At 31.2% G+C, this 15,007-nt stretch carries 17 protein-coding genes and 1 pseudogene; 12 read left to right on the top strand and 6 right to left on the bottom strand.

Annotated elements, in window-relative coordinates; genetic code table 11:
* Positions 1 to 17: 17 nt before the first annotated feature.
* Both V7056_RS11895 and V7056_RS11890 read left to right on the top strand, forming a co-directional pair.
* Positions 18 to 170: an aspartyl-phosphate phosphatase Spo0E family protein gene (locus V7056_RS11895; RefSeq protein WP_499702209.1), complete on the top strand. Its 153-nt coding sequence runs from the start codon at positions 18 to 20 to the stop codon at positions 168 to 170.
* A gap of 51 nt (positions 171 to 221) precedes the next feature.
* Positions 222 to 668, top strand: coding sequence for a MarR family winged helix-turn-helix transcriptional regulator (locus V7056_RS11890; RefSeq protein WP_499702180.1), 447 nt, complete (start codon positions 222 to 224; stop codon positions 666 to 668).
* A gap of 36 nt (positions 669 to 704) precedes the next feature.
* Here the strand turns inward: V7056_RS11890 and motB are convergent, their stop codons facing one another.
* Both motB and motA read right to left on the bottom strand, forming a co-directional pair.
* On the bottom strand, positions 705 to 1,460 hold the full coding sequence (gene motB, locus V7056_RS11885; RefSeq protein WP_499702178.1) for a flagellar motor protein MotB: 756 nt from the start codon (positions 1,458 to 1,460) through the stop codon (positions 705 to 707).
* The gene (motA, locus tag V7056_RS11880) at positions 1,453 to 2,241 is read right to left on the bottom strand and encodes a flagellar motor stator protein MotA (RefSeq protein ID WP_499702176.1); all 789 of its coding nucleotides are present in this window, start codon (positions 2,239 to 2,241) and stop codon (positions 1,453 to 1,455) included. The genes motB and motA overlap by 8 nt, the downstream gene beginning before the upstream one ends.
* A 312-nt stretch (positions 2,242 to 2,553) precedes the next feature.
* On the opposite strand from motA, the gene V7056_RS11875 reads away from it, so the two are divergent.
* On the top strand, positions 2,554 to 4,248 hold the full coding sequence (locus V7056_RS11875; protein ID WP_499702174.1) for a M3 family oligoendopeptidase: 1,695 nt from the start codon (positions 2,554 to 2,556) through the stop codon (positions 4,246 to 4,248).
* Between the two features lie 518 nt (positions 4,249 to 4,766).
* Positions 4,767 to 4,877 carry a DUF6254 family protein gene (locus V7056_RS11870; RefSeq protein ID WP_219732201.1) on the top strand — a complete coding sequence of 37 codons (111 nt, stop codon included), beginning with the start codon at positions 4,767 to 4,769 and terminating at the stop codon, positions 4,875 to 4,877.
* A 346-nt stretch (positions 4,878 to 5,223) separates the two neighbouring features.
* Here the strand turns inward: V7056_RS11870 and V7056_RS11865 are convergent, their stop codons facing one another.
* Entirely contained in the window at positions 5,224 to 5,409 is a 186-nt protein-coding gene (locus tag V7056_RS11865; protein ID WP_069035503.1) for a YkvS family protein, read from the bottom strand.
* Positions 5,410 to 5,587: 178 nt separating this feature from the next.
* Between V7056_RS11865 and V7056_RS11860 the strand changes: the two genes are divergently transcribed.
* From V7056_RS11860 to V7056_RS11830, 7 genes and pseudogenes are all read left to right on the top strand, one after another.
* The gene (locus V7056_RS11860; protein WP_499702171.1) at positions 5,588 to 5,896 is read left to right on the top strand and encodes a hypothetical protein; all 309 of its coding nucleotides are present in this window, start codon (positions 5,588 to 5,590) and stop codon (positions 5,894 to 5,896) included.
* Positions 5,897 to 5,981: 85 nt separating this feature from the next.
* Positions 5,982 to 6,176 (top strand): protein YkzS, encoded by a 195-nt coding sequence (gene ykzS / locus V7056_RS11855; protein WP_499702169.1) that lies wholly within the window; start codon positions 5,982 to 5,984, stop codon positions 6,174 to 6,176.
* Between the two features lie 355 nt (positions 6,177 to 6,531).
* A complete protein-coding gene (gene nrdI / locus V7056_RS11850; RefSeq protein WP_499702167.1) occupies positions 6,532 to 6,891 on the top strand; it encodes a class Ib ribonucleoside-diphosphate reductase assembly flavoprotein NrdI in 360 nt (119 codons plus the stop codon).
* A pseudogene (nrdE, locus tag V7056_RS11845) lies at positions 6,878 to 8,962 on the top strand (class 1b ribonucleoside-diphosphate reductase subunit alpha). The gene nrdI and the pseudogene nrdE overlap by 14 nt, the downstream one beginning before the upstream one ends.
* Before the next feature lie 150 nt (positions 8,963 to 9,112).
* Positions 9,113 to 10,081, top strand: a complete 969-nt coding sequence (gene nrdF, locus V7056_RS11840; RefSeq protein ID WP_499702165.1) for a class 1b ribonucleoside-diphosphate reductase subunit beta — start codon at positions 9,113 to 9,115, stop codon at positions 10,079 to 10,081.
* 21 nt (positions 10,082 to 10,102) lie between these two features.
* Positions 10,103 to 11,071, top strand: a complete 969-nt coding sequence (locus V7056_RS11835; RefSeq protein ID WP_499702163.1) for a quinone oxidoreductase family protein — start codon at positions 10,103 to 10,105, stop codon at positions 11,069 to 11,071.
* A gap of 49 nt (positions 11,072 to 11,120) precedes the next feature.
* On the top strand, positions 11,121 to 11,261 hold the full coding sequence (locus tag V7056_RS11830; protein ID WP_499702161.1) for a YvrJ family protein: 141 nt from the start codon (positions 11,121 to 11,123) through the stop codon (positions 11,259 to 11,261).
* 68 nt (positions 11,262 to 11,329) lie between these two features.
* On the opposite strand, the gene V7056_RS11825 is transcribed toward V7056_RS11830, so the two are convergent.
* Positions 11,330 to 12,565, bottom strand: coding sequence for a two-component system sensor histidine kinase NtrB (locus tag V7056_RS11825; RefSeq protein WP_499702159.1), 1,236 nt, complete (start codon positions 12,563 to 12,565; stop codon positions 11,330 to 11,332).
* Positions 12,566 to 12,691: 126 nt separating this feature from the next.
* Here V7056_RS11825 and V7056_RS11820 point away from each other — a divergent pair, with 126 nt between their 5' ends.
* Positions 12,692 to 13,540 carry a DUF72 domain-containing protein gene (locus V7056_RS11820; RefSeq protein WP_499702157.1) on the top strand — a complete coding sequence of 283 codons (849 nt, stop codon included), beginning with the start codon at positions 12,692 to 12,694 and terminating at the stop codon, positions 13,538 to 13,540.
* Between the two features lie 62 nt (positions 13,541 to 13,602).
* Here V7056_RS11820 and V7056_RS11815 read toward each other — a convergent pair whose 3' ends face one another.
* A complete protein-coding gene (locus tag V7056_RS11815; RefSeq protein WP_499702155.1) occupies positions 13,603 to 14,016 on the bottom strand; it encodes a disulfide oxidoreductase in 414 nt (137 codons plus the stop codon).
* A 145-nt stretch (positions 14,017 to 14,161) separates the two neighbouring features.
* Positions 14,162 to 14,869 (bottom strand): purine-nucleoside phosphorylase, encoded by a 708-nt coding sequence (gene deoD / locus V7056_RS11810; protein ID WP_499702152.1) that lies wholly within the window; start codon positions 14,867 to 14,869, stop codon positions 14,162 to 14,164.
* Between the last annotated feature and the right edge of the window lie 138 nt (positions 14,870 to 15,007).

The raw sequence follows: 15,007 nt of genomic DNA, 5'->3' as shown, positions 1-15,007 counted from the left end.
CATTAAAAAGAGAAGAAATGGTATTTTTTGCGGAAACTAGAGGTTTGAATGAACAACTTACATTAAGGGCCAGTCAAGAATTAGATGAGCTTATTATTTCATATCAGAAAAACTCTCAAGGGTTATCGAGCCTTATTTTATCATCGAAAAACCGTAATATGAAACAATAGGGTATTCATAAAATAGATAGAGTATTTAATTGGAATTAAAGGAGTATTAGTATGAATGAGACGAATAGAGATGAAATAGAGCGTTCATTAAAACTATTTATTGTATTATCTCGAGCGCACCGAAAAATAAATGACTCTGCCAATAAATCAATTGCAGAATTTAATCTAAATCCGACAGAGTTTGCTGTTTTGGAGCTTTTGTACCATAAAGGCAATCAGCCACTTCAACATATTGGTGAAAAGATTTTAATCGCGAGCGGTAGTATCACTTACGTAGTCGATAAGTTAGAGAAAAAAGGGCTTGTTGTACGTAACCCATGCAGCGCTGATCGAAGAGTCATTTATGCAGAGATTACAGACAGTGGAAATACATTAATGAATGAGATATTCCCAATCCATGAACAATTCTTACATGAACAAATGAGTGATCTTTCAAACGAGGAGAAAAACTTCTTAATTCACTTATTAAAGAAAATCGGATATCATGAATCAAAATGAAAAAAGCTCACTTTAAGTGAGCTTTTTTCATTGTCATTATTTCGTATTTGGGTTCGTGTTACTTGGAAGAACTAAAATTTCAACTCGTCTATTTTTTGCTCTTCCTTTATTTGTATGATTACTTGCAATTGGTTTATATTCTCCATATCCCTTTGCACTAAATGATTGTGGTTTTAATTTTTTATTATCCAACATGATTTTCATAAAGTTAACAGCACGTGTAACACTTAAATCCCAGTTGTCTTGAAACAATTCATTTTTTATTGGGATGTTGTCAGTATGCCCAGAAATAATAACGCTCAAAGGCGGGTTTGAAATCAGTAGGTTAGAAATTTGTGTTGCAATGCTTCGTTCATTCGTTCGAACAATCGCACTACCTGAATCAAATAATACGTCATTTGTAATTGTGATTAATAAGCCTTCATCAGTTAATTGAGTTTTTAGACTACCTTGAAGTTTACTATTCTTTATATATTGGTCTACTTTTTCTTTTACTTCTTGTAGTTCTTTTTGAGTAGTTTCTCCATTACCTTTATTATCTTTTTCATTTGAATTCCCTTTAGTATTTTCTTGAGGGATGGTCTCAGTCGGATAATTCATAACCCCAGTTCCGCCATTGAAAATGGTTGTAAAGGAATCAGAGATTTGTTTAAACTTAGTTGCATCAACACTACTTGAAGCAAAAAGAACGATAAAAAGTGCTAATAATAAAGTCAGTAGATCCGCGTAAGGTATTAACCAACTTTCATCAATATGCTCCTCGTGATCTTCATGTTTTTTCTTTTTACTCATCAGCTTTCTCTCCTGAGTTGATTAACATACGCTCTTTAATTGGTAAGTATACTGCTAATTTTTGTTCAATTAATCTAGGAGGTTGACCTTCTAATACTGATAAAATACCTTCAATCATAATTTCTTTTCTTTTTACTTCAGCTTTAGATTTACGCTTTAATTTGTTAGCAAATGGATGCCACAAAACATATCCAGTGAAAATACCCATTAATGTTGCAACGAAAGCAGCTGCGATTGCATGACCTAGTAAATCAGTGTCACTTAAATTACCAAGAGCCGCTATTAATCCGATTACTGCCCCTAAAACTCCAAGTGTCGGTGCATATGTTCCTGCTTGTGTAAAGATTAAAGCACCAGCATGATGACGTTCTTTCATTGCATCTATTTCTTCGTCAAGAACATCTCTAATATATTCTGGTGATTGTCCATCAATTGCTAAAGTTAAACCTGACTTTAAGAATGTATCTTCAATTTCATTTAATTTTGCTTCTAATGCTAAAAGCCCATCTCTTCTAGCTACAACAGCTAAATCAGAAAATAATTGGATGACATCTAAAACACTTTCTTTTTCTTCTTTACCAAATAAAATTTTAAATAATGCGGGTACCCTTTTTAATTCACTCATCGGAAATGCGATTGCAACGGCTGCAATTGTTCCAAGAATGATAATTAAGATGGCTGCTGGATTCGCTAATACAGCAGGCGAAACTCCTTTTAATACCATCCCAACTCCAACTGCAATAAATCCTAATATGACACCTATAACCGAGCTTTTATCCATATCCCCAAAATTCCTCTCTCTATAAAATCTTTATGTTAGATGCAAAATTATGTCGCTAAATCTGTTTTGTTGTATAAAAATGTTACTTTTCATTTAGATTTATTGTAATTATTCAAAAAAAAAACGAAAAGGTCATATAGTATCATTTTTTTTACAACAAAACTCATCTTCTATATTACTATCGGATAAAATTAATACTTATCTAGTCATACGTTAATAATTTTAAATTTTCAGAAATTAGTTCAAGTTTTGGTTTTTTTACTAGACTTTTTTTTATATAATAGCAATATCACACAAAATGGAGGGATAAACATGAGTTTCCAAGATTACCAATACATTAGACCAAATATAAAAAATTTCGGAGAAGACTTTAAAAAAAGATTACAAAATTTTTATGATGCTTCAACAGTTTTTGAACAAGAGATAGCAATGAATGAAATTAATGACTTAAGAAATGAATTTTCTACAATGGAAAATATTTGTGCAATTCGTCATTCTATTGATACGAATGATAAATTTTACGAAGATGAGCAAGCTTTTTTCGATGAGAATACGCCTATTGTACAATCCTACGGTCAGCAGTATTATAAAGCGTTGATTAGTTCACCTTTTAGAGAGAAATTAGAAGAAAAATATGGTAAACAATTATTTGCATTAGCTGAATGTGAAGTGAAAATTTTAAGTGAAGAGGTAATTCCTGATCTGCAAGAAGAAAATAAATTGACGACTGAATATGGTAAATTGGTTGCTGCAGCTAAGCTACCATTCTACGGAGAGGTGAAAACATTAGCACAAATTTCAGCTCATTTCGAGGATAAGGACAGAGAAGTAAGAAAAGTTGCTTATGATACATACTTTGGTTATTTCTCTGAAAACCAGGATAAATTTGATTTAATTTTTGATAAGTTAGTAAAAATTCGTTCTAGTATTGCAAATAAATTAGGATTTTCTAACTTTGTTGAATTAGCATACGCTCGAATGTTAAGAACAGATTATAATGCAAGCGATGTGAAAAAGTTTAGAGACCAAGTTTATGACACGATTGTACCAATTGCTACTGAACTAAGGGAGCGCCAGGCTAAGAGAATTGGTGTTGATCAGCTTTACTATTATGATGATAAATTCGAGTTTGTAACAGGAAATGCAACTCCAAAAGGTAGTCCAGAGTGGATTATTGAAAACGGTAAAAAAATGTACGATGAACTATCAAAAGAAACAAGTGAATTTTTCCAATTCATGCTTGATGAAAATTTATTGGATTTAGTTGCGAAAGAAGGAAAGCAGGGAGGAGGCTATTGTACTTATATTCCTAATTACAAAGCACCTTATATCTTTTCTAACTTTAATGGAACTTCAGGAGATATCGATGTTTTAACGCATGAGGCAGGTCATGCTTTCCAAGTTTTTGAGAGTCGTAAATTTAATACCCCAGAGTATTATTGGCCGACATATGAAGCTTGTGAAATTCACTCAATGAGTATGGAATTCTTTACTTGGCCGTGGCAAGAAAACTTCTTTAAAGAGGATACAGAGAAATATTACTTTACTCATTTAAGTAGTGCCGTTACATTTATTAGTTATGGTGTTGCAGTTGATGAATTTCAACATGCAATATATGAAAAACCAGAATTAACACCAGAAGAAAGACATGGTCTTTGGAAAGAATTAGAAGCTAAATATTTACCTCATCGCGTAAATGATGGCAATAGCTATTTAGAAAAAGGTGGCTTATGGCAAAGACAGGGGCATATTTACCAATCACCTTTCTATTACATCGATTATACATTAGCCCAAATTTGTGCATTACAATTTTGGAATAAAATGCATGAAGATCGTGATGCAGCGTGGTCAGACTATGTTGGCTTATGTCAATTAGGAGGCAGTAAATCATTTTTAGGTCTAGTAAGTGAAGCAAAACTAGAATCACCTTTTAATGAAGGAAGTATCGAAACAACATTAGCACCGGTCAAAAAATGGTTAGATGGGGTTAATGATCACAGCCTATAATAAGAAAACTCCGATTCGCACTTGAATCGGAGTTTTTTCGTATTGAAAAAAGTAAATTCTAAATTCATGACAGATACACTTTCAAATGACGAGCTTGATAAAGTTATAATACCATCAATTGATTTAAAAGTATTTTCAAGATTCGTGGTAATTTGTCCAGGGTATACTACTTGAACAGAAATAGCAAATTCAATATCTAGAAGCTCCCCGACCTTTAATTTTGAATAGGAGTACAAACTACCAAATATTAATAAAAATGAAATAATAAAAACGGCTACAGCATTTTTAAAATTATGCTTTGTTAAAAAGTTCATTCAAATCTTCATTCAAATCTTCCTTTTTAAAACGGTGTGAATAATCAAAGCTCATTAGCAAAAAAAAAATTTTGAAGTTCACCTAATAACAAACGCTATTTTTTACAAGTGAATTTTGTATAAAATATGTAAAAATGATTGATTACATAAAATCTACAATTTTGTGAAAGGATAAAAAACGAAATTACATAAGGGGGTGGAATGATGACGAAATCAAAAAGTGAAAAAGAACGTTTTTGGAATGAAAGAAAAACGAACCAGCAACCACATGAAAAAGTAAAATCTTTTAAAGAATTGGACAAAGAAACCAAATAATATAAAATTGCTCTTTTCAATTTTTTTAGATTGGTTTTATGTCCAAATCTGAAAAAATTATCCAGTTTACTCACATTAACAAATGTAATCATAAAAAAAGTCCCGTGACGCACACGGGACTTAGGATGATTGAAACGCTTATTATTTTACAAATTTTAAAAAAATGTAAAAGTATGTAGATAAGGTTTCTATTATATTGTCATTCTTTAAAATACAAGAAAACTTTTACAATTAATAATCTGATTAATTTACTAGTCTCAACAAGACGTAGTAACTGACGATTCATGTTTAAATTAAAACGTTACTGGAACACAAAATGTGTTTATCGAACTTATCTATTGAACAATTATTCTGCGGTTCTTACAATTTTATAATTTTTATGGTTTACAACTGTTAGCGGTTCCATTTCTAAATCTCTAAAGTTTTCCATTATCGATATGTCTACTATGACAGAATTTTTATTCACTTTTTGAACTCTTCCTTTTAACCCTTGTTTAAACTCAATGATATTTCCAGCTTCTGCAATTTTCATGAGCGTATCTCCTATAAAAAGTTTTCATTTTACACCTTCTATAATGCATGAAAACGGTTTAAAGGTAAAGAGAAAATTGAATATTTTTTTACAATTTAGTCAATTTAAATTCAAAAATATGTTTAAAAATTACAAGAAGGGTAAAAAATGGATGTAGCACTTTTTGGAGGTTACTTTCTTGAAGAAATGGATTGAAGAATTACAGTACGATTTAGAAGAAGAAATAAAAGAATTTGTCGGTAGTAATACTTTGATTGGTGATCCAATTTTATTTTTTGATCAGATCATTGTCATTCCATTTTTTGAAATGGTCGTTCTACTAGGAGAGGGGCATGCAAAAGTTCAGTTTGAATGTCTTGGAACTGGCTTAGAATTAATACCAAAAGCATTTTTAGTCATAATAGATGGAGAAATCGAAGTCATGCTAGTTAAGAATGAAGATCCAAATGTATTTGTCACCGAGAAAATTTTAGATGTAAAAATTTAGTTTTCATATAGTAACATCTTTGATAATGTTAGATGGAAGCTTTAAAACAGTAATCAAATTAGATCTATTATTAAAGGGTGAGAATATGGAACAAAATGAAATGCTGAATCTAATTGAACAACTTAAAAACGGTGAAATTACACAAATAATGATCAAAAAAGAAGATTTTTTAACCTTTAGACAAATTATAGTGAATCGAGAGGATTTTAAACACTTCCGAGGAATTGCTCAACATGGTGGCGATGTAATTTATACATATATAGAAGAAGCTAGAAGTTAACAAATATTTAAAAATATATAACTTTTTAAGAAGTACTCATGAAACCAACTGCAAAAAAAAAAAGTTTTTTTTACTTTTTTCTTGTTTTGCAAGGTGTTATTGGGTATTTTTTTTATGTTTCTCGGTATGGCTCAATTGACAAAAAAATCGTTTTACACTTTATTGCACTCTTCTCCATAATTTGTTAAATTTCTCTTATTGTTTCATTCTGAGTGAGATTGTCGAAATGTTTATTTTTACATTTAGGAAACTATATATTGTGTTTGTTATAAAAAGGTAATACAATATGTAGGTATATAACATGAGAATTTTAAATATTCATAAAATATTCTTACATATAAAATGAGGTGATCCTATGGTGATAGTTTACAGTTCAATGACTGGCAATGTTAAACGTTTTGTCAATAAAATTAGAATGCCGTCAATTCAAATAAAAGATGGACTAAAAATCGAAGAACCTTATATTCTTGTAACCTATACTACTGGATTTGGAAGTGTTCCAGACAATGTACATCATTTTTTGGAGAAAAATTCAAATTACCTAAGAGCAGTAAGTGCAAGTGGCAATCGAAACTGGGGAGATTCATTTGCAGCCAGTGCAGATAAAATTGCCAAAACATATAACGTACCGGTCTTGTCAAAATTCGAAATGTCAGGGACAAGTCGTGATATACAATATTTTCTTGAGGGAGTGGAAAAGCTTGAGACATATTGAGCTGAATAATGAATTAACAATTAAAAAGGATGGTTTTTTTGATCTTGAAAAAGATAAAGAAGCGTTACTTTGTTTCCTAAAAGAAGTAGAAGATAGAAAAATTCAATTTTCTTCTGTTAAAGAACGCTTACAGTATATGACTCAAGAAAACTATTATTATCAGGTAGAATTAGAATACTCCCTTACTGAGATTGAAAGAATGTATGAACTAGTTTATCAGGCTGGATTTACTTTCCAATCATATATGGCAGCATCTAAATTCTTTAAGGACTATGCATTAAAAACAAACGATGGAAAGTTTTATTTAGAAGGATATGAAGATCGAATTGCAATCGTTGCTCTTTATTTAGGACGAGGCAATATTGATAAAGCATTAAATTTAGCGAAAATGATGATTCAACAAAACTATCAACCTGCTACTCCGACGTTTTTAAATGCTGGTAGAAGTAGAAGAGGTGAGATGGTTTCATGTTTCTTACTTGAAATGGATGATAGTTTAAACTCTATCGGTTTTCAAATTAATACAGCAATGCAGCTTTCAAAAATTGGCGGTGGCGTTGCACTGAATTTATCTAAGCTTAGAGCACGTGGAGAACAAATCAAAGAAATTGATAACGCTGCAAGTGGTGTTGTTCCTGTAATGAAGCTATTAGAAGATTCATTCTCATATGCAAACCAGCTTGGCCAACGTAAAGGTGCTGGTGCAACATATTTAAATATTTTCCACTGGGACGTAATTGAGTTTCTTGATACGAAAAAAATTAACGCCGATGAGAAAAGCCGAATTCAATCTTTATCGATTGGCTTAATTGTTCCAAATAAATTCTTTGAACTAGCAGAAAAAAATGAGCCATTCTACGTATTCGCTCCATATACGGTCTACAAGGAATATGGCATTCATTTAGATGATATTGATATAGATGAAAAATACGATGAACTTGTAAATAACGATAAAATCCAAAAGAAAAAACTTGATTTATCAGCTCGTGATTTATTAGTTAAGATTGCTGCGATTCAACTTGAATCTGGTTATCCATACTTAATGTATAAAACAAATGCGAACAACCAGCATGCTTTAAAAGATATTGGCGAAATTAAGATGTCAAATCTATGTACAGAAATTTTTCAATTACAAGAAACATCAGAGATCAATAATTATGGCTCTGAGGATGTAATTAATCGAGATGTTAACTGTAATTTAGGGTCGTTAAATATCGTCAATGTAATGGAAAATAGAGCAATTAGGGATTCAGTTCATATGGGAATTGAAGCATTAACGGCTGTATCTGATATGACTGAAATTGAAAATGCACCTACTGTTAAAAAGGCAAATGATGAACTTCATTCAGTGGGCTTAGGTGCAATGAATTTACATGGATATTTTGCAAAGAATGGGATTTCCTATGAAAGTGAAGAAGCAAAGGATTTTGCCCGTACATTCTTTATGATGATGAACTATTACTCAATAGAAAAGAGTATGTTTATTGCAAAAGAAACTGGAAAAACATTTAAAGACTTTGAGAAAAGTGAATACGCAAAAGGTACTTATTTTGATAAGTACAAAACACAATCTTTTGAACCGAAAACAGCAAAAGTGAAAGAATTATTTAATGGAATATATATTCCGAATGAATTTGATTGGGTTACATTAAGTAAGCAAGTACAAGCATATGGTTTATACAACAGCTACCGCTTAGCAATAGCTCCTACACAATCAATTAGCTACATTCAAAACGCTACTTCTTCAGTTATGCCAATTGTAAATGTAATTGAATCTAGAACATATGCAAATTCAACAACTTATTATCCAATGCCTTATTTATCACAACAAAGCTTCTGGTATTACAAGTCGGCTTACGATATTAATCAATACAAATTAATTGATCTAATTGCTGAAATCTAACAACATATTGATCAAGGAATCAGCTCTATATTATATGTAAATAGTGATATTTCAACCCGAGAACTTGCAAGATATTATATCTATGCTAATAAAAAGGGATTGAAAAGTTTATATTATACGCGTACAAGAAAATTGAGTGTGGAAGAGTGTATTAGCTGTTCAGTCTGATCGATGCTCAAAGCACAAAATATAGAGTAAATAGAACGATGATATGAAAATTTAATGAGTAAGTATATGGGAAGCTCGTATATAGAGAATGTTAATGATACTGCATCTATATATTCGGGCTTTCTTTAGTGAGTAGGGGGTCATTTTAAGATGAAAGCTGTAAACTGGAATAAAAAAGAAGACGATTTTAGTTTAGTATTTTGGAAGCAAAATTTATCGCAATTTTGGACTGAGGAAGAGATTGTTGTTTCGTCTGATAAGAATACATGGAATACACTTAAAAAGGAAGAGCAAGATACGTTTATAAAAGTGTTAGGTGGATTAACTTTATTAGATACGAAACAAGGTGGAGAAGGTATGCCACTTATTTTAGTACACTTGAAAAATTTACAAGCAAAAAGTGTACTAGCATTTATGGGTGCAATGGAAGAAGTCCACGCGAAAAGTTATTCACATATTTTTACAACGCTTGCAACTGAAGATGAAATTGATCAACTTTTTAAATGGATCGATGAACATCCAATCCTAACAAAAAAATCTGAGTTAATTTCTTCATATTATTTAAATTTATTAAAGCGCGACGTATCTTCAGAAGAATTATATATGGCAATGGTAGCTAGTGTATTTTTGGAGAGTTACTTATTCTATAGTGGATTTTTCTATCCATTATACTTAGCTGGCCAAGGTAAAATGACTGCTAGTGGTGAGATTATTAACCTGATTTTACGTGATGAAAGTATTCACGGAGTATTTGTAGGTATTCTTGCACAACAAATTTATGATGAATTTTCAGATGAACAAAAAGCTCGACTATATAAAGAAACAATGTCATTATTAGTTCAGTTATATGATATCGAATTACAATATACTTCAGAAATTTATGAATCAATCGGTTTAGTGGACGAAGTAAATAAATTTATTCGTTACAATGCAAATAAGGCATTAATGAATTTAGGATTCGAAGCATATTTTGATGATGAAGATATTAATCCTATTGTCTTAAATGGACTAAAAACTGATACAAAGAACCATGATTTCTTCTCTGTAAAAGGAAACGGGTATGTAAAAGCAGTTACAGTGGAAAAATTGACAGACGAGGATTTTATTTTTGAATTTTAAACATGTTAGGAAGTATGAAATATGAAGGCATTAGTTTTTAAAGAGTTTGGTTCGTCAGATGTTTTAACGTATGAGGAAATTGCTAAACCAACGATTTCAGATGATGAAGTATGTATTGAAATGAAAGCTGTTGGCGTTAATTTTGCAGATATCTATCGCCGTAAAGGAAATTATCATTTGGCTGGGAATCCACCTTATATCTTAGGTTATGAAGGTTCTGGTATTATTTCTGAAATCGGATCTTCAGTAACGGGATATAAAGTAGGTGACCGTGTAGCATTTGCTGATGTACCTTATGCGAATGCAGAATACGTTGCAGCGAAAGAAACTCATATTGTACCAATTCCAGATGAAATTAGTTTTGAAATCGCGGCATCGGTTATGCTTCAAGGATTAACAGCGCATTACTTAGTGAATGACAGTTATCAAATCAAACCAGGTGATACTGCACTTGTTCATGCAGTTGCAGGTGGAGTAGGTCAATTACTCACTCAGATGATTAGATTAAAAGGTGGAGAGGTTATCGGATTAACTTCTTCAAATGAAAAAAAAGAAAAAGCCCTTTCTATTGGCGCAAATGAAGTACTTTTATATGACGAAGATTGGGTTTCATTAACAAAAGAATTAACGAAAAAGAAAAACGGTGTAGACGTAGTATATGAATCTGTTGGTTCGACCATTATGAATAGTTTTGAAGCAACAAAAGTACACGGAACAGTTGTTTTTTATGGAATGGCCGGTGGAGACCCAGTTCATATTGATCCTAGAATGTTAATGGATACTTCAAAAACATTAACAGGTGGAGATTTATGGAATGTTCTTGTCTCGAAAGAAGAAAGAATAAATAGAAGTAAAGAATTGTTTAATTGGATTGCAACGAAACAAATTAATGTTCAATCCCCAACTGTTTTCTCATTAAAAGATGGAAAGCTTGCTCATGATTTATTAGAAAGTCGTAAATCAACTGGTAAAATCATTTTAACTGTTTAAAGAATTTTTTCATTTTCCTCTTATATGTAAGATAAAGGAGGAGGAAAAAATGGAGCTTTGGATTAGTATGATAAAAGAAGTTGGATTTCCAATCGGAGTTACACTTTATTTACTATATCGTATAGAACAAAAACTAGATCATGTGATTTTTTCCATAAAGGAATTGCCAAATCAAATGTACCATAAATAAAGAATAACATTAGCCATTTTGCTGTTGCAGAATGGTTTTTTATTATATTTTATAATAAAAAAATAGCATCAAACGATGCTATTTTTATTGTCGTCATAATTAATTGGTAAAGTAATCGTAAAATCTGTTCCATTACAACTACTAGTAGCAGTAATGAATCCACCGTGATTTTGTATTAATTTTTTTGTAAGTGATAATCCAAGTCCGGTACCCTCATCCTTTGTAGAATAGAAAGCATCAAATATAAATGGTAGAACGGTCCTAGGTATACCACAACCATTATCTTTGAAAATAATCACTATTTCATCATTTATTACATGAGTTTCAATTGTAATGAGTAGATTTCCGTCTTTCTTAGCATCCAATGAATTATGGAAAAGGTTTAGAAATACTTGAACAAGTTGATTTTTATCAAAAAATACTTTGTATTTATGTAATTCTTCAGAGAGATTATACTTTATATCTACATTATTGATGACCGTTTCACTGAAAAATAATTGTTTTATGTAGTTTAATAGAAAATCGTTTAAACAAACTGGCTCTGGCTTATATGGTGCATTTTTCGTAATCGATAAAAAGTCAGTAATGATGCCATTAGCACGATCTAATTCAGGGATTAAAAGGTCATTAAATAATTGTTTGATTCTCTCGGGTGCTTCATCTTGAACGAATTGAAGATATCCTCTAACAGTTGTAAGTGGGTTACGAACCTCATGTGCAATGCCAGCAGCAATTCTACCAGAAATGGCTAGTTTCTCAGAATCTCTAGCATCATTTAAAAAATGAAATATACCAATCACACTTTCAATTTGATTATTCATATCACGAATAATCCTTGTATTTACGATACCATAATTCTTATTTAAAATTTCATGATGATAAATTTCTTTTCCAGAATAAAGCGTGTTAAGAAGTGCAATTTCCTTATCTTCAGTTCTTAATAATTCTCTTATATGTTTACCGACATATTCATCAATATTTACCTTGAAGTCTCTCGCACATTGTTCATTATAAAATTGAATGATGCCTTTAGGGTCAATAAATAGAATATGATGAGGAATGGCATCAAAGATTTTTTGAAGAATGACTTTATTTTTGAACATGAATGAAGAAAAGGTGGTAGAAAGCTCATCTACTAATTCAGGTGTTTCGAATGATAAAGAATGTTTATTTATTAAATTTAGATAATTTTCTGAAAAAAATGAACCTGGTGTAATTGAAGAAATAATTTTTTCATAAATCTCTACTTTTTCCTCTAATTTAGCTACTTTAGCTTTTAGATCATTTACGGTATCCGTATTCATTTACACTATACTCCTATTTCTACTAAAATAAGTTTATACATTACATTATTATATCAAATAATTCTGTTTATTTTAATTTATAATAGTAATAATTATATAATAAAAAATGATTTATGGGAGCGGTTTATGGAAATTAAAATTGGCGTAACTGGATGGGGCGATCATGATAGTTTGTACCCTGAACGTATTCATTCATCAAAAAAACTCCGACAATACTGTAATCACTTTCCAATAGTAGAGATCGATTCATCTTATTATAGTATTATGCCACAATCTAATTATCAAAAATGGGTGAATCATACAACGGCTGATTTTTCATTTGTCGTTAAAGCATACGGTGGAATTACTGGACATGCAAGACAGAATTATTCAAAAGAAGAACAAATAAAATTATTGAAGCCTTTTCTTGATTCAATTCAACCTTTAATTGAAAACAATAAACTAAAAGGTGTTCTCTTTCAATTTCCGCCTTGGTTTAATTGTAAAAAGGAAAACGTGGAATTTTTAAGAACAATCAAAAATGAACTATCTTCAGTCCCAGCAATATTGGAATTTAGGAATCAATCTTGGTTCTTTCCACAATATGTTGACCAAACATTATCATTTATGAATGAAGAGGGGTGGATCCATTCAATTTGTGATGAACCTCAAGCAGGTATGGGAAGCATTCCAACTATATTACATCCAACAAACAAAGAGCTAACATTAATTCGATTTCACGGAAGAAATGTATACGGATGGAATCATAATGGACAAGAGAACTGGCGAGAAGTTAGATATTTATATCGATATAATCGAGAAGAACTCTGTGAGTGGGTTGATAAACTGGAAACTTTATCAAGACATACGAAAGAAGTATGCATCTTATTTAATAATAACTCAGGAGGAGATGCAGCTGATAATGCGAAGGAATTAATGAAGCTGCTTGGTATAGAATTTGGTCCATCCTCAACCGAGCAGCTTGAATTATTTTAATTGGCTATTTCCTATAGGGTTGTTGATTTTTGGATTTGAAAATACAAAGACAAAAGTTGATTTTAATTTGATTTACGTAATAAGTAAATAGCGCTTATGTTAATCAGTAAAAATGCAACAAAGGCTAACATTGGAATGGTAATAAAACCAAATAAATTTAAGTAATCACCAGTACAAGGAACCGGTCCACATTGTGTGGCAGATTCTTTCATAGCAGGTACTTTCTGGATTAAAATATGATAAATCGAAATAAACATACCAATCACTGATAATGGCAAGATATAAATAATATCCTTAACTTTATTTTTATAAAACGCAATTCCGATGATAAAAACAATTGGATACATGAAAATGCGTTGATACCAACATAAGGAACAAGGGGTCCAATGATTGATAATTGAAAATGATAAACTACCAAGTGTTGCTATAATGCTCACAACCCAAGTAAAAAATAATATTGATTGATTTTTTTTCATAAACTACCTTCCTAATATTTAAATTGTTAGTAATATCATTGTACAATCGTTTATGAAAAATGTGGAATAAAAACAACATAAAAAGGCTTAAAAAAATGTATCAAAAAAACCTGGAATTCTTGTCCAGGCTTTTTTTGATCATTATTTATTCAGCGATTGCAGCGTCTAATGCGATTTTGATCATGTCATTAAACGTTGTTTGTCTTTCTTGTGCTGAAGTTTCTTCACCAGTGAAGATATGGTCACTTACAGTTAATACTGTTAATGCTTCTACATTGTATTTAGCAGCAATTGTGTATAATGCAGTCGTTTCCATTTCTACTGCAAGTACACCATAATCTCCTAGTTTTTGAACCATGTCCATGTTTTCTCTATAAAAAACGTCTGCAGTTAATACATTACCAACTCTTACGTTTAATCCTTGATTTACTGCACCGTCATATGCCTTCTTTAATAAATCGAAGCTAGCGCATGGTGAATAGTCAAAACCAGGGAATGTTAAACGATTCATGTTAGAATCAGTACATGTAGTCATTGCAATAATAACATCACGAACTTTAACATCCTTTTGTATTGCACCGCATGTTCCTACTCGAATTAATTTCTTAACGCCGTAACTATTAATTAACTCGTTAACGTATATACCAATTGAAGGGATTCCCATTCCAGTACCTTGTACTGAGATTCGTTCACCTTTATATGTACCAGTAAAACCAAGCATTCCACGAACTTCATTATAGCAAACTACATCTTCTAAAAATGTTTCTGCAATATATTTAGCTCTTAAAGGATCTCCAGGTAATAATATTTTGTCGGCAATTGCGCCTTGTTCTGCTCCGATATGTACACTCATTGTAAAACCTCCTAAAAAATCTAAAATAGATAAACTATCTGCACACTTATTTAGTTTTTACATTTCAAATAAAAAACATTCTCAATTGAACTGATACTTAAAGGAAAAAAGACAGATCACGTAGTACTTATTAAGTAT

It is taken from the genome of Bacillus sp. JJ664 (genome assembly GCF_036962205.1).
Taxonomy (GTDB): Bacteria; Bacillota; Bacilli; order Bacillales; family Bacillaceae_G; genus Gottfriedia.
Note: the sequence above shows the minus strand (reverse complement) of the source record. Positions and strands in the feature narration are given on the sequence as shown.

Coding starts and splice junctions, on each gene's coding strand:
- motA (WP_499702176.1), bottom strand. CDS start 2,241: ATGGATAAAAGCTCGGTTATAGGTGTCATATTAGGATTTATTGCAGTT.
- ykzS (WP_499702169.1), top strand. CDS start 5,982: ATGGAACAAAATGAAATGCTGAATCTAATTGAACAACTTAAAAACGGT.
- V7056_RS11820 (WP_499702157.1), top strand. CDS start 12,692: ATGGAAATTAAAATTGGCGTAACTGGATGGGGCGATCATGATAGTTTG.
- V7056_RS11830 (WP_499702161.1), top strand. CDS start 11,121: ATGGAGCTTTGGATTAGTATGATAAAAGAAGTTGGATTTCCAATCGGA.
- nrdI (WP_499702167.1), top strand. CDS start 6,532: ATGGTGATAGTTTACAGTTCAATGACTGGCAATGTTAAACGTTTTGTC.
- V7056_RS11815 (WP_499702155.1), bottom strand. CDS start 14,016: ATGAAAAAAAATCAATCAATATTATTTTTTACTTGGGTTGTGAGCATT.
- V7056_RS11870 (WP_219732201.1), top strand. CDS start 4,767: ATGACGAAATCAAAAAGTGAAAAAGAACGTTTTTGGAATGAAAGAAAA.
- V7056_RS11875 (WP_499702174.1), top strand. CDS start 2,554: ATGAGTTTCCAAGATTACCAATACATTAGACCAAATATAAAAAATTTC.
- V7056_RS11890 (WP_499702180.1), top strand. CDS start 222: ATGAATGAGACGAATAGAGATGAAATAGAGCGTTCATTAAAACTATTT.
- V7056_RS11825 (WP_499702159.1), bottom strand. CDS start 12,565: ATGAATACGGATACCGTAAATGATCTAAAAGCTAAAGTAGCTAAATTA.
- nrdF (WP_499702165.1), top strand. CDS start 9,113: ATGAAAGCTGTAAACTGGAATAAAAAAGAAGACGATTTTAGTTTAGTA.
- V7056_RS11895 (WP_499702209.1), top strand. CDS start 18: ATGGTATTTTTTGCGGAAACTAGAGGTTTGAATGAACAACTTACATTA.
- deoD (WP_499702152.1), bottom strand. CDS start 14,869: ATGAGTGTACATATCGGAGCAGAACAAGGCGCAATTGCCGACAAAATA.
- motB (WP_499702178.1), bottom strand. CDS start 1,460: ATGAGTAAAAAGAAAAAACATGAAGATCACGAGGAGCATATTGATGAA.
- V7056_RS11865 (WP_069035503.1), bottom strand. CDS start 5,409: ATGAAAATTGCAGAAGCTGGAAATATCATTGAGTTTAAACAAGGGTTA.
- V7056_RS11835 (WP_499702163.1), top strand. CDS start 10,103: ATGAAGGCATTAGTTTTTAAAGAGTTTGGTTCGTCAGATGTTTTAACG.